We start from the raw sequence: 22,418 nt of genomic DNA, 5'->3' as shown, positions 1-22,418 counted from the left end.
TATATTGATTAGTTGTACTTTTTTACTGATTTAATGGTGTTTACACTTGTCTATTCTATTAATTCAAGCATTTCAATTCCTGCCAAAATAAAAGCCCCCGCACCATACGAAAAGGTTGTATTTTCATTGGTACTGTCAGGAGCGGCACCAATAGGCTGGACGTATCCGAGCATGCCTGTTTCTTCGTTTACACATTTGTTTAAAGCCAGCCATCCTTTTTCTACAATTGGCTGATAATCTGCTCTGCTCAAATACCCGTTATTGATACCCCAGGCTAAACTGTATACAAAAAAACCCGACGAGCTTGTTTCTTTGCTGGGATAGTGTTTGGGGTTTAACAAATCGCTTCTCCATAAACCATCAGCTTGTTGCGCTATCACAATTCTTTCCGCTATCTGCTGAAACAATTCAATATAGCGTTGTTTCATCGCGGCATCTTCAACATATGGGATAAGGCGGGCTAGTCCGCCCAATACCCAACCATTACCACGCCCCCAGAAAATTTTTTGATCATCGGGCCCTCTTTGAGTAAAAAAGCGATCATCCCGATAAAACAAAGAATTTTCATGGTCAAACAAATAGTCATAAACATCCCAATACATTGAATCGGAAAACTGAATATAAGATGGCTCGTTCAAAATTTTACCCGCCATCGTATAAACAGGAGGAGCCATGAATAATGCGTCGCACCAATGCCATTCCTCTCTTCCTCTTCTGGCTGTTTGAAGAACAGAGTCCATTCTTACAACAAGGTTCTCGATGTAACCATTCTTCCGTTCATGTCTATACAAATCCAAATAAACCTGCCCACAAACAATATCGTCTGCATGATTAAGCCGGGGGGCACAAGTCCAGTTGGTTTTGTTACCCCACTTTTTTACCTCCTCCAAATATTTTTTATCACCTGTGGCCTCATATAGGGGTATAAGACTTACGTAAAAAGTGGAGGGGATCCATCCGTTCGCAAAATCATGTTGTAAATCGTAATCGTGAACTGATGGATGGCTCAGTTCATAATCTGCCACCCTTTTTATCTGACTAATAATTTCTTTTGAGGTTATTGTTTTTTGAAATTGACAATTCACCAAAAGAAATCCAATACTAATAATGAATACATTTTTCATTTCTGAATTATTCGTTTCTGATTTATCTAGATGTAAAGGAAATTTCCTTTGGCTTTTTTAACATAAACGAATAATTCAAAAATTGAAATTTCGTTTCAACCAATCCGTAAAAGTTACATTTGATTCATCTTTTGGATTTTTGATTCACCCCTCACCTGCTTCACAACTCCATATTTTTTAAGACGACTATCTTCTATTTTTTCTCAAATACCCCCGATTCTTCTGGAATAAAGAATGGCCTGTTTTTTACTGAAACTATTACTATTTGCTTATTTTTGACATTTGTTTCACCTTTTCATTATTTGTTTCATTCTGTGCTCTAAAAAAGAGCATGCACTATTTTTTATTTAAATTAGTCACGAATTTTGGAATCCCAAAGCTAAACAAATGAGGTTTCTTTTTATTACCATATTACTTAACATATTTATAATATCAGGCCAGGCAGAAATTCAGTTTAATCATTATACTATTAGAAACGGCCTGTCTGAAAACTCAATTACATCCGTATGCCAGGACAAGAAAGGTTTTATGTGGTTTGGAACCAGAAATTCGGGCATTAACAGGTTTGACGGTATCAACTTCACTACTTACAACCTGACCATCGACGCATCAACCCAGTTATGCTCCAATGAAATTACATTTTTAGAACCAGATACATTGCAGCAGTTGATTTGGATAGGAACTACCGATGGGTTAAATTGTCTGAACCAGAAAACTGACAATATAGACATTGCTTACTATACCGATCAGGATAACATCTTATTTTCTTTTTCCGGAAAAAAAATAACCGATATAATTGCTGATGAAAACGGTACAGTTTGGGTAGTTGCGTCTAACCATTTGTATTGCAAAAGTAAGGATGATGTATATTTTAAAGCAATTCCTTTCCGGATTGGTGACATACGGAGTATTGCCAAGATGGGAAAAGACAACCTGATTGTGGCTTCATTCACCCAGATATATCTCTACTCCATATCCTCCCAGATACTACAAGAATTGAACATTTTCAAAGACATTCCGAAAGGAGAAATCTACAATGTTCATGTAGATAAAGACCAGAATATATTTGTAGGATTTGTTCATAATGGGTTTGCATTGTATTCTTCCACCGATTATGCCAGCTACTATTTCTCACCACAAAATACACCGGTAATGAGAAATGGTTTTATCCGATGCTTTTCGGAAGATGAGAATGGGATAGTCTACATTGGAGGATTTAACGGATTATATACCTTGGATAAATCTACACTCAAAGTAAATGCCTATTTTTCAGACGACAGAAGCAAATACGGATTAAGTCACAATTCTATTGTAGACATTTACAAAGATATGGCAGGCAATATGTGGTTTGGAACCTACAGCGGAGGCGTAAATGTAAAATACCAGACCAACTACCCATTCCAAACCTATTACCACGATCCCTCGAAAAAAAATACCATTACATCCAATGTTATCAATACATTTTTTGAAGATCAGCACGGCATTTGGATCGGAACAGATGGTGCAGGAATCTCATTATTCAACAACGGAGAGTTCAAAAATTATACGCTGCCACTTGACAATCATAAATTTGCCACCCACATAAAAGTTATTAGTAAGAGAGATGAAAATACTCTTTGGCTTGGTGGTCATAACTCCGGGCTATTGGTATTCAACGTCAGAACAAATGCAATAGAACATCGATACATGGGCAATAAAGGCATTTATGATATTGCCAAAGATACAACCGGGTTGTTATGGTTGGCCACTGTAACAGAGGGACTGATTTGTTTTGACGAGGCAAAAAATTCTGTAACAAACAATATCAATATTCCAAAGCACTTTAAATCTCCCTTAAAGAATCTGCATTATTCCAGCAGCACCAACACCATGTGGGTTTGCACTCAAGATGGTGTTTACTTTTACAACTACCGTTCTAAGCAGTTTATTAAGTTGAAAAACCACTATTATTGGAGTCATCACAACAATACGATTCACCATTTTTTTGAAGATAAACAACACAACATATGGTTAGCTACGTCTCAGGGACTTTATCGAATTTATCAAATCGATTATCAGTCGGGTAATTGCAAAACGCAGATATTTAACACTTCAAACATACTGCCTAGCAACACAATAATGGCTGTTGCACAAGATGATAGCGGACTCATTTGGGTGAGCTCACTTAAAGGAATAACGCGAATTTCTTTGGATTACCATACCGCCAGAACTTTTAACCACGACTACAATATTCAAGGCAATGAATTCTCCCCGACAGCATCATACAAATCAAAAGACCATCGTTTATGGTTTGGCGGCAATGAAGGCTTTTCTGCATTTGACCCAGCCATGCTAAAATCCAACCAATACATTCCTCCTGTTGCTTTCACTCAGCTGACGATAAACAACATGGAAATTAGCCCCAATCATAAATATAAAGTGTTAACCAGCAATATATCATACACGAAAAAACTAAAGCTAAACTATTGGCAAAATAATATAATACTGAAGGTGGCTGCCCTTAACTTCAATAAACCAGAGCGAAACAATTACAAGTGGGAGCTCTATAATCATGACCGCGAAATTTTGACTGGAAATACATCAGGCATACACATTAACAATCTTCTGCCCGGAAATTACGAATTGAAGGTCTGGGCTTCAAATAATGATAATGTTTGGAACAATACTCCTTTAGTGCTTAAAATTGAAATAATACCGCAGTGGTATAAAACCAACATTGCCATAATCGTTTTTATCTTACTTGGTTTGTTAATGTTAATAGCCATTCTCAAGGTTATTAGCGACAGGAAAAAAGTATTTTATAACCTCAAGCTTGAAAAACAAGAAAAGGAGCTACAAGAAAAAAAGATTATGTTTTTCACCAATATTTCCCATGAAATACGTACTCCTCTGTCACTAATCTATGGTCCTCTCACAACGGCCATTGAACTGGCTCAATCACCTGAGTTAAAAAAGCAACTCAAACTCGCCAAAAGAAATACAACTCGTTTAATGACTTTAATAAATCAGCTAATAGATATCAGGCGAGTAGAGCAAAACCATAAACAGTTGAAAGTTGGTAAATACAATTTAATCTCCCTGACTACCGAAATAGTTGATTTATTCAAAGAATCATTTGCACAAAGCACCATAACTTTGAATAATACCAGCACAAACGTTGAAGGCTTTGTGGACTCCGATATTTTAGAAAAAGTAATTTCCAATTTATTAACTAACGCCATTAAATACAACAAGGAAAACAATCCTATAAGCGTTTCCATATCAGATGACTTTTGTACCGACCATTCCTTGCTTTCTTCATCAACCGTGGTAGGCGAAGCAATTGATCCGAACATACGGTGTATTGTTATTTCTGTTGAGGATCAAGGGATAGGTATACCTCAAAAAGATTTGTCTAATATTTTTGGCCGTTTTTTTCAAATAGAAAGGAAAGACCATCAAACCAGAGGCTATGGCATTGGTTTGTCTTATATACACAAGCTTATAGCCATTCATAAAGGGCAAATTAAGGTAGAAACAAAGGAATATGTTGGTAGTAGGTTTTCCATTAAACTGCCTGTTGAAAAGAGTTATTATGAAGACTCTGAAATTGCTGCAGTTTTGGTGGATGATGAGAAGCCACTAAGATACTTTGATGAAGAAGATGTGCTGTACGATAATACAGGAGAACAGCTGTCTCAGACAAACACTACCATACTTATTGTTGAAGACAATTTAGATTTAAGAAACTGGATGGTTAACTATTTAAGTCGTTATTTCAATTGCATTGAGGCTGACAATGGCCGTGCTGGAATCGAATTGGCCAAGAAAAAAATTCCGGACATTATTATTTCTGACATCATGATGCCTGAAGTTGACGGACTCGAACTTTGCAGGACTCTCAAAAATGACCAACTAACAAGTCATGTCCCCATTATATTACTAACTGCAAAATCAGCTGAGACCGATGAAAAGCTTGGTGTAGAATCTGGTGCCGACTTATATATTTCTAAACCCTTTGATGTTCAAATGTTATTGAGCCGCATTAATAATTTGCTCAAACTTAAACAGCAGATTATCAAACGATTCAATCTTAATCCTGACGACAAGTCTTTTGAAGAAAGTTTATCGATCCACGATCGAAGAATAAAGAATAAGATTGATCAATATATTAGTGCTAACCTATCGGATGTAAACCTAAACGTTGAAACAATGGCCAGAGAAATAGGAATGAGCCGTGTAAGCTTATACCGCAAGCTAAAGGCGCTGACCGGCATTAGTCCCAACCAGTACATCAGGGATGTTAGATTGAGTAATGCGGCCAAACTAATAAAAAAACAACAGTTTGATATTCTGGAAGTATCAGAAAAGGTTGGCTTTGCAGATGTTTACTATTTTCGAAAATGCTTTGAAAAGAAATTTGGTATCAAGCCGGAAAAGATGTAAAATCGCAACAGACCCTGATTATACGTTAGTCGCTCTATCTGCCTGTTTCTCTGATTTCAAAATTGAAGGTTTGCATGTTGCCATTTTGAAGTTCTTTAATTGAAGTTCGACACAACCTTGCAATATTCTTTCAAAGAAGGTATCGTTTCTGTTCTGCCTCAATAAAGAATAATGATATTTCATGGCATTTTTGAAAAAAAGAGGCCGTCCCTTTTGAGACAGCCTCTTTTTGTACCCCGGACGGGATTCGAATGCTTTTTTACAACTAATTTATTTACTGACACTTATAATCATCAACTATTACAGGTATCGATTTAGTCACTCTCTGAAATTTCCCATAATGTTTATACTAATTTAGCAAAAACATGGCGGAATAAAGACAAAAAAGAACAAAATTGTATAAGCCTCAAGCAACGACCTTCTACAAACCTTTAGCAGATTCACTCAATAAATTTTCTGCAAGAAAAGTGCTTGCGAAATACGGTTATAGAAATCGTCAAAAAAAAGTAAATGACTAATAAGCACTATCTCATAATACTTTCCAAAGATTTAAAATTTGAATAAGGTCAAAAAGAATTTGCTCTTTAATTCTATTGAGCATTTTCTTCAAATTGTACCCTGTTCCGGCGAGGATTGTATTTAATTGGTCACCAACAACACCTTTTAAATAATTTTTAGCATTCTGTGGTCGTGTTTAATGTGGTTAATCACTATAAACCGACTAAGGTCGGGATTTATAAAATTATCTTCTGTAACGCTCATTTTATGGGCGTTTATTTTTCAATTTTAAATTAGACCCCATTCCAATTTAACTTCAATTGTCCGGGAGAACCACCAATTTGCTTTTTAAAATTTCTATTGGTATTACGTAATAGTTCTGTTAATTCAAGCATACTTATCAGGTGTATTCTCACAAGTGAAGCGACTACGGAGAATGCCTTCTTTGTTTGCGCTTTCTTTTGAATAACTGTCATTAATAGTTGGGCTATTAGTGTACACCAAACCTGCGTGCGTATGGCATTCTCATTTTCGCCGTAGAAGTAGTGAAGCTGGAAGTTTTGCTTCATCTTTTTGAAAAGTAGCTCTATGCCCCAGCGTTTCTTGTATAGAAATGCCACTTCTTCGGCTGTGATTTCAAAATTATTGGTTAAGAACTCAAAGTAGCGGTTCTTCTCATCTTGATATGCTACTTCTCTTAGCCTTAATGACTTTTTAATTTTATACTGCTTTTCTCCATCCTCATTCTCCGGATAGTATTCCAGCTCTATAGTTTGGTCCTTTAAAACTTTGGCAACACCTTTTTTTCGATAGCCCGTTTTATGTGTTTCTATCACTGTATAAACAGCATTCTTCTTTATTCGGGTGACAAAATAAACATGATGGTTAGTCCATAATGCAAACTGATGGTAATAATTGTATGCTTTATCGAAGACTATCATGCTGTGGGATATTAGCTCCAATTTCTTGAGAAAATTTTTGTCATGCACGTTGGCTGCTGTAACCTTGACGAACCTACCAACTGATTGCACAGCATTAATTAGCATATGTACCTTAAGTCCGCCTTTCTTTTTACCATCTCCTTTAGGGTTGCGCCCTACGCCTTTTAGTACATCACTAAATAAACGAATAGTAGTGGAATCAATTAATAGCACCTCTTTGAAAGTCAGTCCATAAGTTCGGCTGTCCGACAAAAAAGATTGGTATTTGTGAACCAATTCAAAATATAATGATTCTAAAAAACGGTTATCGCGATTACGTAACCCATCTCCTGCAGTACTTTTTGCAGGTGCTTTCTCAAGCCCTAAATGATTTAGCTTTCCTGCTAAAGCCCGCAGCCCCTCACAGGTTTCATTCATCGAATTACAACGGCTTAAAATACCAAAAAGCATCGTAATTATATGCGTGCTGCTTTTGAAAGCTTTGTAATATCGGTCGCTTTCGTGAGCCTTTATGAGTGACGGTATGTTGGCGACTTTAAGCAAATCTATTATCTGTTTGAATATCGGCTGTCCAACAAATTTTATATTGAATATCCGCAATCTATCATAATCCTGTAACTGCAGCAATGACAAACCTATCAAAGAGCTTCTCACCAAAATATCTCCTGTTTAGCTTGTAGACAAACTCGTTCAAACACATCTGAAGATACTTTCCTTTAATCTTGTGGTAATTTTCCAGGAAGTTCCGTTTAGCATTGCTAATGGTGATATGAATCCAGCGCAATGTTTCTTTGGTGAGCTTTTCATTGGACTTCTCAGAAAAATGCAGCTTTACATAGTCGGAGATATCAACATAAGAACTACTGTCATCGGTGAATACGATGCTTTTTTCATCAAAAGATTCTTTGATGGTATCATTTATTTGATTGGCCTGATGACTTTCGAGAACCTTGGCTTTGAAGTACCGACATTGGCTCGTTTTTTTACCAGTCTCAATATCTTCAAGTTTAGTCGACTCTGCCATTACAGACACTGGTGCTTTACCTGCCGCACCGCGCCCCCTTCTTGTTTGGCAATCTTGTTTATCCGCTCAATAATACGTTTATGTAGTTTGGCATCGGTTGGGTAGATAATATTCTTTTCCTGCACGGTACTGTCAATTAATACCTCTTTTGCCTGAGCTTCTTTGGCAAATAGCTGTATAGGTGCTTTCAATAGTTTTTCTGCTCCTTCTTTGCCTATTCGGTTTCTGAAATGTATAAATTCTGTCGGGTCGAAGGGCTTTTGGGTCTGAAAAACTTTTTCTCTGCTAAAATACTTCCAGTATGGGTTTTCAATCCACCGCTCAACCATTGCTTCGTCGCTTAAATTGTAAATGTGCTTTAGTAATAGCAGCCCAACCATCCTGCGGATTGGTACTGATGGACGTCCTGTTTCTGAATAATAAACAGAAAATTCTTCCTCTATTGAATCCCAATCTATTTGTTTAAACAGAATACACAATTCATACTTTAAATTGATGAACCTCTCCAGGGGGGATCAAAAATACTCAACTGCGGTGCTTTGTCTTGTTTTCCAACCATATCTGCAAACTTTTTAACCAAAAAACTTATTTACTTGCATTTTTAAAAACAAAATTAAATTTGTTATCAATTGATTATCAACAGCCTATTCTGTTTTTAAGGATTGACTAGTTATTACTAAATATCGTCACTAACTATTTTTAGTTCAACATTGCATTGGAGCATACTTTTTTTGAAAAAAATGGTTAGTTACCAAACAGCCTCATCAGATATTACCAGTGCAAAAGAAAATTCCCGGATATTATTAACATCCGGGAATCATAAATATCTATTTAAGATACCTTAACATAAGCTAAAGCCTCGTGAAATGGAATCGAAGAATGGCCTGATCATTGAACCAATCGCGGAATAAGACCATTTCCTTGTTATCAATAAAGGTTACTTCGTAAGTAAAATCTTCATTAATTGTAGTTGTTTTATTGCTTACAAGATCGGTTCTAATATTGTAGGTAACTGTTAATTCAGTATGTCCACTATTCAGATTCCATGCGCCTGTTATGATACTCTCTGTGTCTTTCTCAATAAAATCCCCGTTGCTTTTAAATTCATAAGTAATGGAATTAGGGATTGATGTTGCCAACACATGGTTTATTGTATCAAGCGCCCATACTCCTATTATCACATTACTGTAATCGACAGATCCGGGAGCTGTCAGCCAATGTTGCCTTTCTGTTTGTATGTTGTAATAAAAGCTTACTTTTTCTCCTGATTCTTCTGTAATAGCATAAACAAGAAAACCTTCTCCATCGGCATCTTCATGCGAAATTTTATTGATAATCACATCAACCCCGTTAAAAGTAAATACCTCCCCATTTAAAAATGATTCGAATAATCTACTGCCCCTTTTTGTTGTGATGCCTGACAGGTCAACAGGTTCATTCTTAAAATTTGCCTTATAAGTTACCTGTGAACCATCTTCCGGGAACGAAAACAGAAAGCTGTATTCTTCGTTTGTAACTTCAATCGTATTAAAAATACTACTTTCGATTTCATTTCGGTCTATATAATCTGCCATTACATCTTCTGCAAGTTGAAAAACAGTGTAGTTGATAAAAGTTATTATTCCAATACCCAACACATCTCCTTCGTTGTAAAGCGACTGCCCGTAGGTATTATCTATCGTAACATTAAAGATATCTCCTACTTTAGCTATGTCGGCAGTATTAAAAAAAATTACAAGTTTGTCCCCGTCTTGCCTTAGAACCAGGGAAACCCCATCAATAGTAAGTTTTCCCTCATTGCTGTTCCAGTAAAAACTATACTCCTGAAAAACACTAAGATCTTCATATTTAGTTGTTTCTATTTGCTGAATAGAAATTACAGAAAAAAGATTGTTACCCATATCATAAACCTGCAATTTCTCCTTGTCTTTAATGGTTTGTTTATAAGAGTTCCATTCTGATAGTTTACTGTTTCCACTGTAAAAATCAATCTTCCATGAGTCGCATTTCCATTGTATTTCCACTAAATTTTCCAAGGCGGGGATTACCAGACCCACTCCTGTAATATTTTCAACCTGCTTACCAAATTCGGACGAAAGATCAATGTCCGTATTTTCTTTCTTACAGCCATACAGAAAGATACACGTAATAAAAAAAAGCTTAATTAACTGTTTCATTGTAATCCGTTTTAAAGTAAAACTAATTAAATTTGTCATATTGTCTAAAAATATTTTTGCATGAAGTTCACATTCTTCTGCCATGTATGGATATTATAAAGAGACGGACTTATATTTTTCGTTGCCTGCACAAAATATTTTTTTTAGAAAATCAAAAAAAAACGTCTTCCATCCCGAAATAATTACTTAATGCGGATATTAAAATAATTTCAGGCAACGTTTTCATAAAGTAACACTCTGTATAAAATATACTGTTATGTATGAATTTACTGTCAGCTGATAAATGGATTTAAAAAGAACGATAAAGCTCTGTTTAAAAAGAGACGAACAGGCTTTTAAGAAGCTTTATAACCACTATATTTCTGCCTTTTGGGGTATTACAAGACGTTATACCGCTTCCCCGGAAGAGACTGATGATATTGTACAGGAGGCTTTTATTAAAATATTCAACAATTTAAACCAGTTAAGGGATATAGAACATTTTGAAGCCTGGGCCAAGCGTATTATAATTAATACTGCACTACACGCCATTTCCAATAAAAACAATTCAAATATTGATATAAATGACTACAAACCAGAACTACCAGAAGAAGATGAACCTAGATCCTTGACAGCAATGGACAACATGGGAATTAGTGAGTTAATCGGGTTAATGGACCATTTACCTGCCGGCTACAAAACAATACTCAACCTGTATGCAGTAGAAGAATTTTCACACAAAGAGATAGGGAAAATGCTTAACATTAAAGAGGCAACATCCAGGTCGCAATATTTTAAAGCCAAAAAAGCTTTTCAGAAGATTCTAGTGGAACACAATCTAAAAAGTCATGAGCAATATGCAGTTTGAAAACCTTTTAAGGGAAAAGGCTTTAAGCTATAAACCGGATATTTCACCCAACGTATATACCCGAATTTACGAAGGGATAAATGCCGGGACAAAAACGGCTATAGCAAATTCTGGGAAAACTGCTGCATTAGAAATTTCTATTGCAAGAACCGCCCATTGGACAACCTTAAAGACAGTAATCGGCATTGTTTTGGCAACAGCTTTGGGGCTTTCTGTTTATTTTTTTATGAAATTCGATGAATCCGCAATACCAAAAACAAATGAGCTTACTGAACAGGAAAGAATAAACCACACCCCGAAAGACCCCATAGAAAACAAGTCTGGTTTATCCGAACATTCTGTTAATACCGATGAAGTAAACCCGGTACTGAAAACTCCATTGCAAAAACAAGTAAACAAAAATGGAGAATTGCCCAGAGGCAATAAGAAACAGGAAAAAATGATGCAGATAACCACGGGAGAAAAAAAACAAAAGCATGTGAACATTACGGACAGCTTTTTGCCCATAAAAACGGAAATCCACCAGTTGAACCTTAAACCATTGCCAGAAAAAGAATACCAGTTAGATATCGGCTCCCCTTTCAAAATTGTTCCCGTTCCCAGAATCACGAATGCTTCAGTAAAAGGGAAAAGTCATTCTCGTGTAAAACAAAAGGGGAAACCGCACGAAAATGGCTTTAGTATAGCATCTAAATCTATGGTAGGCTTACCGTTTCTTCTAAAAAATAAAGAATCGTTGAATGGTCTTGCCGAAAAATCGCAAGGTACATCGTGGAGTAGTAATATTGCCATCCTCTATCAATTAAACGACCAATGGAAAGTTGGGATAAAAACCGGATACCAGCAAATAAACCTTAAAAGCAAGTACTACTCCAGCAACAGTTTAGACGGGGTTATCCAAAGAGATATTCTACTACTAAGCATAAAAGCCGGCCTGCAATACCAAATATTTTCGAGAGGTAACTGGAATGTTGATTTGATTTCAAATGTTGGATTATCATATAAATTAAGGCACACAAACGGGTTCTCCGGGAAATATTTCGAACAGGCATTTTCTATCGATCAGAAAAAACAAAATACATGGAGCCCGACAGCAGATATGGAATTGAACCTGAATTACAAAATAGGAACACATTTCTCGCTTGGTGCCGGGATATATACTGATTTTATTTATTTTGAAAAAGAATCGCAATTACTAGATGCAGGCGGTCAAATAATATTGACTTATTTTTGGTAAAGGGATAGGTTTGTTCCCTGTCAGTTCAAACTCCCGGCTTAGGATTCCTGCTATTGTAAATTCAGGAATAAAACAATAAAAGCCGGCTCCTTTACAGAACCGGCTTTATATTTTTCGGTATAATACTGAAAAATAGTTGGTAAAAATCTCTGAATAGCTTGACGGTATTAGGATAGCGAGAAGCTTTTTGAAATTGGTTTTTGAATATCCGTAAACTGTCATAATCCTGTAATTCCAGCAATAACAAGCCTGTCAAAGAGCTTTTCCCCAAAGTACCTCCTGTTTAAACAGCATCTGCATCATAAGAATTTTTAACTAATTCTGACACAGCAGTTTCATGTCTTGCAACTAGTTCCTTGCCAAGTCTGTTAATTACGCCAGAGTCGACTGAAAACCGGACATTATTGTTATCGAGAGAAGCTAACTCATGTGAAAGCTTCAATATTTTTTCAATATTGTTAGGATCTTTAGCTACTGTTCTAGCCAGTTCCTCCCTTATTTTTATTTCATTCATAATGTTCACAGTTAATCAATAAGTTACTTGAACTAAACCAAAACGCTTATTTCTCATTTAAATTCTTTCTATTAATTCAATTTTCAGCCAATTAAAAGCCTCATTTTGATTGTATTTAATTTCAGGTCTCAACAAAGCTTCCATGTCACCAGTAAATTCGGTGCTATTTTCTTTCTCTTCAACATTTAGCAGGAATTCCTTTTTACTGGGAGGTCTTTTGCCCGTTGCAAAAGAGGTGTATTCCTTAAAACAATTTATAATTTGCTCATAGTCCAAGTCAATATTTTGCCGGGAATAATCTAAATCAAACAAATCTCTTCCTTTACTTCGTTGGTAAAGTGCCCTGAGTTTTGTTCCCAGAAGTTCATTTATATTGTACGTTCTTATTTTTGTTTTACCAGAAAACCATTCACTTTCAACGTCAAAAGGAAAATTAACCCAATCAAGTACATTGAAGTGTTCTTTACAGTTAATTTCTAATTTGAGTCGCATTCGTATTTCTTCATATTCCGATGTGAATCGATACAACGCTTTTGCCCCATGTCCACGAACCTGTGTTGTCCTTTTTTCTTCAAAAAAGGTGACCACTTCACCAATCCTTTCCATTATTGGCTTAATAGGACCAGGTTTTATTTGAACTAAATCAATATCTTCAGAATATCTTGCAGCAGGATTTAGATATAATTTGTGTAAAGCAGTACCTCCTCTGAAAGCAAGATTTTCCCGGAGGAACTCATCGGAGAAGATTTCTACCAAAGTTCTGGAAATAATTAAATCTTGCTCAACTTGCGCAAATTCTTTCCATGGAGCATGCTGTTGCCATTTTGCTATAAAGGGTTTTGGTATCATAAATCACTCTCCAATTTTATATTAATAGCCACTTTCCATCTATTATTTACAGCTCCGGGTTTTTCATCTGACTTTGGGCTCAGCAAAACCGGAAAGAAATTTGTCGTCTTTAAATTCACAAATATTATTTCCTGAAGATCTTCCTTAATCCCAAGGTGTTCCAACAAAACGCCAAATCTTTGTAATGTACTTTTATTGGGATACCAACTTAAAAGTTCAACCAAATCCGATTCATTTAATTCTTCTGACAATTCTTCAATAACGGCAAGCATTCTGTTTATCCCACCTAACTTTGTTTGATAATGAATTAAGTCGGCAATTGTCAGGGCAGGACTTGACACCTTATATGGACCAGCATCAGATTTTTTAATTTGAATATTTTTGTCCGACCGGTTACTAGTTGTAAAAAAACGAATATCAATTGAGCCTTTTGAAATATCGTTAAGTTTTGGTTTCTCAGTTATTATGTAGTCTCTATGAACCTGCTGGTGGCTTGCACCATGAAATTTTGCTGCTGAAAAAAGAGCAACATAATAATTCCTGTCTAAGTGTTTGAAAAGTTTCTCGCAATAAAGCTGAATTGGCAACTTTTGCGCCGATGAATATCTTGGTGTTATAATAAGATAAAAGCCTTTTCTAAGGTTTACTATTTCTTTTTTAGCAATCAGCCGAGATAATTCACTTTTTATAGAAATCTCACTTTTATGAATATTCGCAATTAATTCATTTAGGGAGAATGAATATTCCTCGTAGGATAATAATTGTTTTATGTAATTTGATACTGTCAACTTTAGTAGAATTTAGACAAAGATATTTAAATTCGATAATATTCTCCAATTATTACTAATTTCTTTTTGTTCTAAGGGAGGGTAAAAATTGTAATGCACTATACATCCTACTAGCTAATAGTCTTTATACCGTTTTAATCTAGTGTTTTTCATGAATATTCTGTCTAATGGACCTTTTTGCAAGAAATTTTTCACTACCACAGGGTTAATATCACTTGTTTCGCATGAGCCATGTCCGAGTAATTTTTTATACTCCCAATTGATTACTGGTTTTAAGACTAAGTATGAAGCCTATATATTAGTTGTTGTTGCCAAGATAAATATATTGTTAGCAACAACAAATCAAAATAGTTAAACAATTTACTAATGTTCAAAAATCCCAAAAACATAAAGCTTCAGCGACTCATTCCCCTGTCTCTGTTCTTTACTCTATACTTCTTCGCTGGCTCCTGTTTACGCCGATTGCTGCGCTCAATTAACCGATTCAAATCTCTCGCCCATTGTGCCAGCTGAAATTTATCAATCACCGGTTTGTCGATTTGTAATTCCTTTTCAGCCCTGGCGGAAACATAAAACCTCGGTCGTTCCTCAAACTCTGAAAGCCGAATCGGATAACGAACCGGATTTCCATTACCATCGGTTACAAACACAACATACCCTCTTCCCGACCTTCGAATCTCTACATTAAAAAGCTCCAGCGACTTGTCGTAAAGTTGTTTAGTGGTTATAGATTCAATCTGATTCAGTTGATAAAATAAACTTTCAAGATTCCGCTTAAGGTTGCTACTTCCAGCTGAAAACTTCAAATTTGCCTGTTCTCTGTTTAGTTCTTTGGTCAGATCATATTTCTGCTCCAGGGATTTAATAAACCGCTGTACTTTCTCCTTTTCGTAATTGTCTCGGATCTTCTTACCTGTTTGCTGGTCAATCCGAGTGGATACAATATGAAAATGAGTCCGATCCAAGTCGGCGTGTTTATAAACAAAGCATGGCTGGTTTCCATAGCCCAGATATTCCATCAGGTTTTTGATTTCAATTCGGATGCCCGCATCTCCCAATTTCACCAGGTCGCTGACCGTTGGATTCACAGAAATATGCAGGCACTTCTTTTTAACCCGCGTGTTACGCTCTTCAATTTCTTTCAGGATATTCCAGCGGTCTTGTTTACTCCCGGCAAAAGGATTAACCGTTGGAGAATTTCCGCTGTGGAAGAAAAAGGCTTTCTTTTGGCTGACTTTCTTTTCATTGTAAAACAAAGCGTTCTGCGTATTCAGAGACTGATGGATAACAATAACCATTAGAAAAAGATTCAGCGGAGGTGTTTTTGTAAAAATGCCAGGCATCGGGTCATCATTTCGAAAGCTAGTCTCAGTAGTTGTCGATCGTTATCACCAATGTTACAACCAACAAAAGAATTCATGCGTTTGGAAAGCTGGTTCAGGTTAACTCCGATTTTATTGAGTTCGTAATCCATTTCTTTTAATTGTCGACTGGTTTCATTGTCAAGAGTTATCGTCTTCTTGTCCAGGCGCCGAAAAATACGGTTCCGTATAAAATCACTCATACAGGGATAGCCTCCGGATCGTGTCAACGATTTAATCCGTAGCTTTTCATCCGGGTTCACCCGGATGATGAGTTTCTGACTCCGTTTTTCATTTTCTGATAATGCCGGACGCATTTATACCTGTAATTTTTGTTTTCAAGGGGAAGGGAATTTTTGTCGTTTTTGGAAAAAGCGACTGGCCCCTGCCGGGCAAGATGGAAAGGTTTTTGTGCATACAAAAACACATCTTGCCCTCCCCTCCCCCAAGTTAATTTCCGGTTCTGAACCAGGTTCTTCCTTTTCCAAAAAGAAAGGGAAAACTTTTTTAAATGATTCCCCTCCCCTGGCGAAGAGAGGTGGTTTTGGTTAACCAGCCTTTGGCTTAAGCCCTTTGGATTTCTCCTGTTTCTGTTCCAATGCCTGTTCTTTTTCTTGTTTAAACCCGGAGAAACTGATGTTCCGGTTGGCTGCATCCACCTGCAGGGTTGCCCCAAACTTCTTCCCGTTCCGCCCGGTCATCCCCTCCAAGGTGACTTTTCCCCCGGCGGCCAGCTTTTGCTTCTGCTCTTCGGAAAGGGCTACTCCTTTAATCCGGTCAGGCACCTGGATATGTTTGGTCCGGAGCGGTATCAGTTCATTGGTTTTGTTATCAACGCCCAGGTAGTAGGTATCCTTTTTCCCATCCCTGCCGGTCAGCTCAATGGTTTTTCCCAGGTTTCTTTCTCCCAGCAGAGCGGCCTTCTCCCCTTTGGTAAACGAATGCCCCATGTATTCATCCGGGATAAAAAGCCGTTGTATAGGATGGATTCTTACATTCACCGAGCCGTCTTCCTGCTTCTGCAACCGGATTTTGGCAGGGATCTTATACTCCTGGTTGTCAACGGTTGCATTGACGGTGTAAAGTTTTTCCGAGCGGAATCCATTCAAAAAATCCCTCAGTTCATTACTCTCCATGTGGGTGACAAAATCTCGGTTTATCCCAACTTTTTCCAGTTTGTCAAAGGGAATCTCTTCTTTGTTCATGCGTGTGTACTGTTCCATAATTTTACTATTTAAGTGTTAATCGACTTCAAATACATGTTTTTCTTTCCTGTTCAGTTCCACCAACCCACGCAGGATGGTATACACCTCTTCCGGATTTTTGATGGCCTCCAGCCGGAACACCGGGGTGGTCTTGTCCGAGGTGTAAATCACCAGGTTGCCCCGCCCGAAAAAGCGGTAAATCAATGGCCGGTCCACCCGAAAATCCTTTATCCGGTACAGCTCAATATAGCCGTGCTTCCGGTGTAAAATCCCGGAAGTGTGTTGTAACTCCTCAGGGTTAATTTTATAAACGGTGCAGCGGGTCTGAAGGACATGGTACCCCAGCTTTAAAAGGGCTGTCACAAACAGACAGGCTGGCAACCCGGGAAGGTAATTTACAAACGAATCCGGCATAAACGCCATGGGCAGGATCTGTCCTATTGCTTTTGCGGGGATAAAGAGCAGGGGAACCAACAGCAACACAACTCCCAAATGACCCAGGTTAGTTAGCTGGGACGGCCTGCATTTGATATAGGTGGTATTTTCAATCATAGGATACGGGTTTATGGTTTTTGTTCTGTATGTCAGGGACAATGGACCGGATCTCGTTTTGTATCCGCGTGCGGTTGCGTTCCAGCGTTTCACGGCTATTGTCAAAATCATAAAAGTCAGGGATGGGGGCAACCTGTTTTTCTTCCCGCTCAAGCGCTTTTGTGTCCGGGCTTATCAGGCAATTAAAATTCTTCTGGCTGATTCGCTCCCCGAAGTTGTCGGCCACCTGCCCGGCCATGTACCCTTGTGGCAGGGTGGCAATTTTGCCTTCCGGCACCAGGTAATCCAGCTGCGTGGAAAAGGAAGTGGACTGGGTATTGCGGTTGATGTTCACGGACTGGCGTTCCTGCAGGATTTTCCCCATTCTGTTCTGGATAAACCGGGCTGTATCGCCCACACTCTGCCCGGCAAAGATGTTCCCGATGTTGGTCAGGATGGCATTGGCTTGCTCTTTGCCGTAATCCCGTACCAGCTGGTCAATGGTCTGTATTCCCAGCAACGTGGATATCCTGTTGCCCCTTGCCGTGGCTATCAGCGTGTCCAGCCCCCGGAAATAGATGGTTGGCAACTCATCAAAAATAAGGGAGCATTTGTGCTGATGCTTCCGGTTAATGACTTTCAGCATCCGGGTGATAAACAGGGACAATACTGCCCCGTACATTTCAATGCGCAGGGGATTGTTGGCCAGGCAAACCACTTTGGGCTGTCCGGGGGTATTGATGTCCAGGGAAAAATCACTCCCGGAGCAGATCCAGTAAATTTCTTTTGAGATGATTTTAGAGACTGCAATCTTCAGGCTCCCCAATTGCCCTTCCAGTTGTTCGTGTGCACCCCTTTTGTGGGCATTGACAAACGGGTTGATGATATTAGCCACATCATTCTCCTTAGAAAGCACAAGAAACAGATCCTCGTAGTCCAGTTGCAACAGTTCAATGGCGTGGGGAAGCGTACAATACTCCCCGTTGCGGTACTTTTTTAAAAACCAGATGACCGCAGCAAAAAAGGAGACTGCGGACTCGGAGAAAAATTCCCCTTGTCTACGTATCCACTCCCGGTTCAGGTTGTACAGCACGGTACGGGAAGATTCAAAGGCATCGATGGTGCTCTCCATCAGCTCCGGAGCCAAGGGATTACAGCGGTACGACTTACGGATGTCATCAAAATTAATGACATAAAACCGGGTGTTCCCGGGTAGTTTCCCCCTTTTCTTAGCCCCCAGGAAATGGGTATATGCAACTTGAGACAAATCCGGGTATTTAAAATCATACACGCACATGGCAAATCCTTTATCCAGGTGTTGCCGGATAAACGGCAGCACCACGGAGTAAGATTTCCCGGAGCCGGGCGTGCCAATGACCATGGTTCCCCGAAAAGGGTTGACAATGTTTATCCATCCCCTGTGCCACCTGTTCCTGTATTGATATTGCGTTGCCAGGTTTACGGAGAACTCATTGGAGATCAGGGATTGTTCCTGGGGAAAACTTTCGTTTTCCCGGTTAAACCGGTCTTTCATCAGGTTCACGTTTATCAGTTTGGAGGTGTTGTCAAACCCGATGTTCAGCAGCACAAAGCCCACAAAAGAACAGAGCAGGTAAGCAATTGGCAGACGGTGCAGAAAAAACAAACTGCCCCAGTACAATACTGTTCCGGCTGTTACCTGTGCCACCAGCCCGGAGACTTTCAGATCCCTGTCTTTCTTTCCCCTGGTTCCGATGCAGGTGACGGCTAAAAAGCCCAGGCAGGATAGCTTGGAAACTACCGGGCTGGCCAGGAAATCCAGCTGCATCAGCTTCGCCAGCACCGGGGTAACCCCGGGCAGGCTGATTCCCCTGCTTATGAAAAATTCCGGCAGGGCCGTGTACAATGTCAGCAGCAACAACAGGTAGCTGAAGAACCGGAAGCCTTCGTGCATCTTCTGTAAATCTGCGGATTCTTGAACCATTGCTTGAGGTTATTTGAGTGGGCGTGCTTTCAAAATGTCCCTGTTCTTTATATCCAGGCTCAGTGTACGGCCGGTGTTCCCCAGGGCGTTCTCCCGCATCTCCAAACGCAGGATGCGTTTCCCCGGGAGGCTCAGCCGGGGCAGGACAAACACCTCCCGCAGGGTGGTGGCTGCCGGGATAGTGGCTACTCCGTAACAGGCAAATTCGGGATGTACCGGGTATTCCTGGACATTGGTGGCTTTCACCTGCCGCTGGTCATCTATCCACCAGTTGAACCCGTCGATGCGGTAGCTGGCAGCGGTTGTATTGGTGATGCTGATTTCAAAAAAGAGCCAATCGTTGTTCTGCCCGATATTATTTAGCCGGAGAACAATCCCGTCTTTTTGGGTTTTTCGGAGCCTGACGTGCCTGGAGCGCTGGGTTAACAGCTGACGGCACAGCTCTTCCAGGACATATTCCGGGACCGGGCCTGCTGACAGCGTACCTGCCTTTTTTCCTGAAAAAGATTCCAGGCAGTATTCTATAGGACAGGCCTTTCCGTACGACACCACCAGCGAATAAATCGCACCGGCACTAACCACTGCCAGTGAAGACTTCCCTTCAAACGGCTCCGTGGCTTTTACCCGGACCAGGTTAGGATGCTCCGGCACCACCTCGGCGATTATCCGGGAAGAGTCGCCCGCCCGGAGGTAGCTCACCCTTTCCGGGCAAATGATGTGTGTAGTTTTGGTTTCATGGACACAAATACTGTTTTGTGCCGCCAGGGATAACTGAAAGCTGGTTAAAAAAGCAAGGATAAGAACCTTCATTTTGTTGCATTTAAAATTATTGACTTCGAGGGATGAGATAAACCCGCGTATTTTTCTTGACCGTTACCTTTTTCAGACGTACCCTTTTTACCAGGGCGCGGGTTGTCCGGTCTACAGCCCGGATTCCGGCATAAGCCAACGGGTTGTCGGTCATGCCTAAAAGCGACGACGTGTTGGCGCTGCTCCCTGCCTCACGGGTGACACTTCGGGCAGCATTCCCGGGAACGTATAGCCCGGGCAGGCCATCCAAATCATAGACTGCCAAATCAACCGGCAGGAAAGTTTTTCCCCCGGGAATACGGGAGACTGTAATGTTCAGCCGTTCGTGGTTGACTTTGCATATCCCATAAAAAAAAGTGTTCCGGGGAATTTTCACCCCGTCCAGCCAGGTGTCTTCCAGCAACCGCAGTTTTACCCGGTTACCATCCAGGACAGTAGCCGTTTCATAAACCTCGGCCCGAATAGGAGTACCGGTCGTTGTTTCGTCCCGAATCCCTGAACTGTTTTCCTTTTCCGGCGTAAGCATGTATTGCTTTTGTTCCGCTTCATGTTGCAGCTGTTGCAGCCGGGCAAGGGCAAGCTCCAGGGAATCGTTCCTGCGGGTCAAAACACTGTTCTCCTCAAACATTCTATCCAGTTCTTCGATCCCTGTATGTTGGTTGACGACATCGGAAGGGTTGTCTGCGTCCTTGAGGTTATCAGTGTTTTCCGGGGATGAATGATGGTTCTCTTCTGTTCCCCTGCCCGGGATGTTCAACTCGCGATTAATCTCCTCTTCTTTTTGCCGGATGTGTGCCAGCAGGTTATTGGTGACATCCACATTGACCTGCTCTTGTCGGGGGATGTTCCCGCTCCCTGCCGTATCTCCCGGAAAAGATAATGCTTCGTCGGCTCTTGTCAGTGAATCCGGGATTTCCAAGATGTAATAATCCGTTGTAGTTACCCGCTCTCCCTGCCTTTCATAGGCTTCCGGCTTATCGGCAATTTCAATGGAGCTTTCAGCCTGGGGAATGGTGTAGTTGGCCCCCTGCCGGGGTTCTCTGTTGGGGCTGTTTTTCCGCCCGTTCCCGGGTGGGGTTCCGCCTCCCAGTGTATAAAACAACAGGAGCACAAAAGGCAATAATGCCAGGGGAAGAATAATCAGGGCCTTATTCTGCTTCAAAAGTGTCTTCATTGCTTTTTTGTTTTAATGGGTGTTCTAATGAATCGGCCGGGAGTTCCATGATACCTGTTCCGGAAGGAAACTGTACAGTATCTGTTCTCACGGGAGTCTTGCCCGGCAGGGCTTGATGCTCGACCGTTACCCGGGGAAACCAGGTAAAGGAGAGCACAAACAGCAGAAACAGGATACAAAGGAAGATGACCCACTTTTTTTTTCTGCCCCGCGGACTGAGTAACCGGTCTTTTTCGTCCAGCCCGTTTATCCACCGGGTGAACCGGCTGACGTCCTTAAACGAAGGTTGCTTCATATCTCGATGGCTGTTCATAATAAAAAATTAAAACGATTTTCTGCGTACGGTCTCAAGGTCTTTGTTGTCCGCGATCCGCCACCCTTCCATTAAAAACCCGTGCGGGTTGTTGTCGGTACGGGAGATGTTGCGCAGGCGGCCCGTGGTCGCCAGGTTACGCAGCGTAATGTTGGAGGTGCGTACGATTTTCTGTTTCCCGTAATAGGCAAATGAATACGGGTAGGTCGAAAAATCCAGACGGATGGAATCTGTGGCAAGGGTCATGCTAATGTCCGAGGCAATCACCTGGTTGTAGACGTTGTTTTCTTTAAACGAGCGGTACTGGTTCATGGCTGACCGATCGGCCAGGTGCAAGGCTTCGCGGATGTTGTTCTCGATGTACTCCTTGTCCGGTTCCAGGGTAAAAAACAGCTCATGAAACCGTTTTACATGGTCCCGGGCTTCTGCATCCCGGTTCTCCGTGATATCTTCACGCAAGGCTACCAGCAGGGACTTGCCGTTGTCCAGCACATAGATCTTCTGCCGGGAGCGCTCCACCATCCTGACCGACAGGGTAAACACATAACTGCTCACCCCGGTCAGCGCCAGGCTGATGGCCAGGAACAGGTACACGGTAAACCGGAACTTGCGCCGGATGTCAAATTGTTTTTTCATG

General features: G+C 40.2%; 19 protein-coding genes and 1 pseudogene. 3 read left to right on the top strand and 17 right to left on the bottom strand.

Annotated elements, in window-relative coordinates; genetic code table 11:
* Positions 1 to 50: 50 nt before the first annotated feature.
* Complete coding sequence (locus tag BUB08_RS00820) at positions 51 to 1,124, bottom strand: glycoside hydrolase family 88/105 protein (protein ID WP_072998067.1); 1,074 nt, start codon at positions 1,122 to 1,124, stop codon at positions 51 to 53.
* A gap of 387 nt (positions 1,125 to 1,511) precedes the next feature.
* Between BUB08_RS00820 and BUB08_RS00815 the strand changes: the two genes are divergently transcribed.
* A complete protein-coding gene (locus BUB08_RS00815; protein ID WP_072998064.1) occupies positions 1,512 to 5,549 on the top strand; it encodes a hybrid sensor histidine kinase/response regulator transcription factor in 4,038 nt (1,345 codons plus the stop codon).
* 791 nt (positions 5,550 to 6,340) lie between these two features.
* Here the strand turns inward: BUB08_RS00815 and BUB08_RS00810 are convergent.
* The 4 genes and pseudogenes from BUB08_RS00810 to BUB08_RS00795 form a co-directional block, all read right to left on the bottom strand.
* Positions 6,341 to 7,642 carry an IS4 family transposase gene (locus BUB08_RS00810; RefSeq protein WP_245820153.1) on the bottom strand — a complete coding sequence of 434 codons (1,302 nt, stop codon included), beginning with the start codon at positions 7,640 to 7,642 and terminating at the stop codon, positions 6,341 to 6,343.
* Positions 7,593 to 8,051: pseudogene (locus BUB08_RS00805) on the bottom strand (IS1595 family transposase); the annotation flags it as partial. The gene BUB08_RS00810 and the pseudogene BUB08_RS00805, both read right to left, overlap by 50 nt.
* Positions 8,012 to 8,491 (bottom strand): transposase, encoded by a 480-nt coding sequence (locus BUB08_RS00800; RefSeq protein ID WP_072998061.1) that lies wholly within the window; start codon positions 8,489 to 8,491, stop codon positions 8,012 to 8,014. The gene BUB08_RS00800 and the pseudogene BUB08_RS00805, both read right to left, overlap by 40 nt.
* 372 nt (positions 8,492 to 8,863) lie before the next feature.
* Entirely contained in the window at positions 8,864 to 10,189 is a 1,326-nt protein-coding gene (locus BUB08_RS00795; RefSeq protein WP_139249575.1) for a hypothetical protein, read from the bottom strand.
* Positions 10,190 to 10,472: 283 nt separating this feature from the next.
* Between BUB08_RS00795 and BUB08_RS00790 the strand changes: the two genes are divergently transcribed.
* The gene (locus BUB08_RS00790; protein ID WP_072998056.1) at positions 10,473 to 11,036 is read left to right on the top strand and encodes an RNA polymerase sigma factor; all 564 of its coding nucleotides are present in this window, start codon (positions 10,473 to 10,475) and stop codon (positions 11,034 to 11,036) included.
* Positions 11,026 to 12,273, top strand: a complete 1,248-nt coding sequence (locus BUB08_RS00785; RefSeq protein WP_139249574.1) for a hypothetical protein — start codon at positions 11,026 to 11,028, stop codon at positions 12,271 to 12,273. The genes BUB08_RS00790 and BUB08_RS00785 overlap by 11 nt, the downstream gene beginning before the upstream one ends.
* A gap of 283 nt (positions 12,274 to 12,556) precedes the next feature.
* On the opposite strand, the gene BUB08_RS00780 is transcribed toward BUB08_RS00785, so the two are convergent.
* From BUB08_RS00780 to traK, 12 genes are all read right to left on the bottom strand, one after another.
* Positions 12,557 to 12,787, bottom strand: a complete 231-nt coding sequence (locus tag BUB08_RS00780) for a hypothetical protein (protein ID WP_139249573.1) — start codon at positions 12,785 to 12,787, stop codon at positions 12,557 to 12,559.
* Between the two features lie 57 nt (positions 12,788 to 12,844).
* Entirely contained in the window at positions 12,845 to 13,636 is a 792-nt protein-coding gene (locus tag BUB08_RS00775) for a nucleotidyl transferase AbiEii/AbiGii toxin family protein (protein WP_072998048.1), read from the bottom strand.
* Positions 13,633 to 14,424: a type IV toxin-antitoxin system AbiEi family antitoxin domain-containing protein gene (locus BUB08_RS00770; RefSeq protein ID WP_072998046.1), complete on the bottom strand. Its 792-nt coding sequence runs from the start codon at positions 14,422 to 14,424 to the stop codon at positions 13,633 to 13,635. Before BUB08_RS00770 ends, BUB08_RS00775 begins: the two co-directional genes overlap by 4 nt.
* Positions 14,425 to 14,819: 395 nt before the next feature.
* Complete coding sequence (locus BUB08_RS00765; protein ID WP_083570496.1) at positions 14,820 to 15,767, bottom strand: relaxase/mobilization nuclease domain-containing protein; 948 nt, start codon at positions 15,765 to 15,767, stop codon at positions 14,820 to 14,822.
* The gene (locus BUB08_RS00760) at positions 15,734 to 16,102 is read right to left on the bottom strand and encodes a plasmid mobilization protein (RefSeq protein WP_083570495.1); all 369 of its coding nucleotides are present in this window, start codon (positions 16,100 to 16,102) and stop codon (positions 15,734 to 15,736) included. The genes BUB08_RS00765 and BUB08_RS00760 overlap by 34 nt, the downstream gene beginning before the upstream one ends.
* Before the next feature lie 231 nt (positions 16,103 to 16,333).
* Positions 16,334 to 17,008: a DUF3945 domain-containing protein gene (locus BUB08_RS00755; RefSeq protein ID WP_072998039.1), complete on the bottom strand. Its 675-nt coding sequence runs from the start codon at positions 17,006 to 17,008 to the stop codon at positions 16,334 to 16,336.
* Positions 17,009 to 17,026: 18 nt separating this feature from the next.
* On the bottom strand, positions 17,027 to 17,542 hold the full coding sequence (locus tag BUB08_RS00750) for a PH domain-containing protein (RefSeq protein WP_072998037.1): 516 nt from the start codon (positions 17,540 to 17,542) through the stop codon (positions 17,027 to 17,029).
* On the bottom strand, positions 17,535 to 19,484 hold the full coding sequence (locus BUB08_RS00745; RefSeq protein ID WP_072998035.1) for a type IV secretory system conjugative DNA transfer family protein: 1,950 nt from the start codon (positions 19,482 to 19,484) through the stop codon (positions 17,535 to 17,537). Before BUB08_RS00745 ends, BUB08_RS00750 begins: the two co-directional genes overlap by 8 nt.
* Positions 19,485 to 19,493: 9 nt before the next feature.
* A complete protein-coding gene (locus BUB08_RS00740) occupies positions 19,494 to 20,294 on the bottom strand; it encodes a DUF4138 domain-containing protein (RefSeq protein ID WP_072998033.1) in 801 nt (266 codons plus the stop codon).
* Between the two features lie 16 nt (positions 20,295 to 20,310).
* Positions 20,311 to 21,468 (bottom strand): conjugative transposon protein TraM, encoded by a 1,158-nt coding sequence (traM, locus tag BUB08_RS00735; RefSeq protein ID WP_072998031.1) that lies wholly within the window; start codon positions 21,466 to 21,468, stop codon positions 20,311 to 20,313.
* Positions 21,443 to 21,781, bottom strand: a complete 339-nt coding sequence (locus BUB08_RS00730; protein ID WP_139249572.1) for a hypothetical protein — start codon at positions 21,779 to 21,781, stop codon at positions 21,443 to 21,445. The genes traM and BUB08_RS00730 overlap by 26 nt, the downstream gene beginning before the upstream one ends.
* Before the next feature lie 9 nt (positions 21,782 to 21,790).
* Positions 21,791 to 22,417, bottom strand: a complete 627-nt coding sequence (gene traK, locus BUB08_RS00725; protein WP_139249571.1) for a conjugative transposon protein TraK — start codon at positions 22,415 to 22,417, stop codon at positions 21,791 to 21,793.
* Position 22,418: the final 1 nt, after the last annotated feature.

The sequence above is a fragment of the Mariniphaga anaerophila genome (assembly GCF_900129025.1).
GTDB lineage: Bacteria > Bacteroidota > Bacteroidia > Bacteroidales > Prolixibacteraceae > Mariniphaga > Mariniphaga anaerophila.
This window is presented reverse-complemented; position numbering and strand designations above follow the sequence as displayed.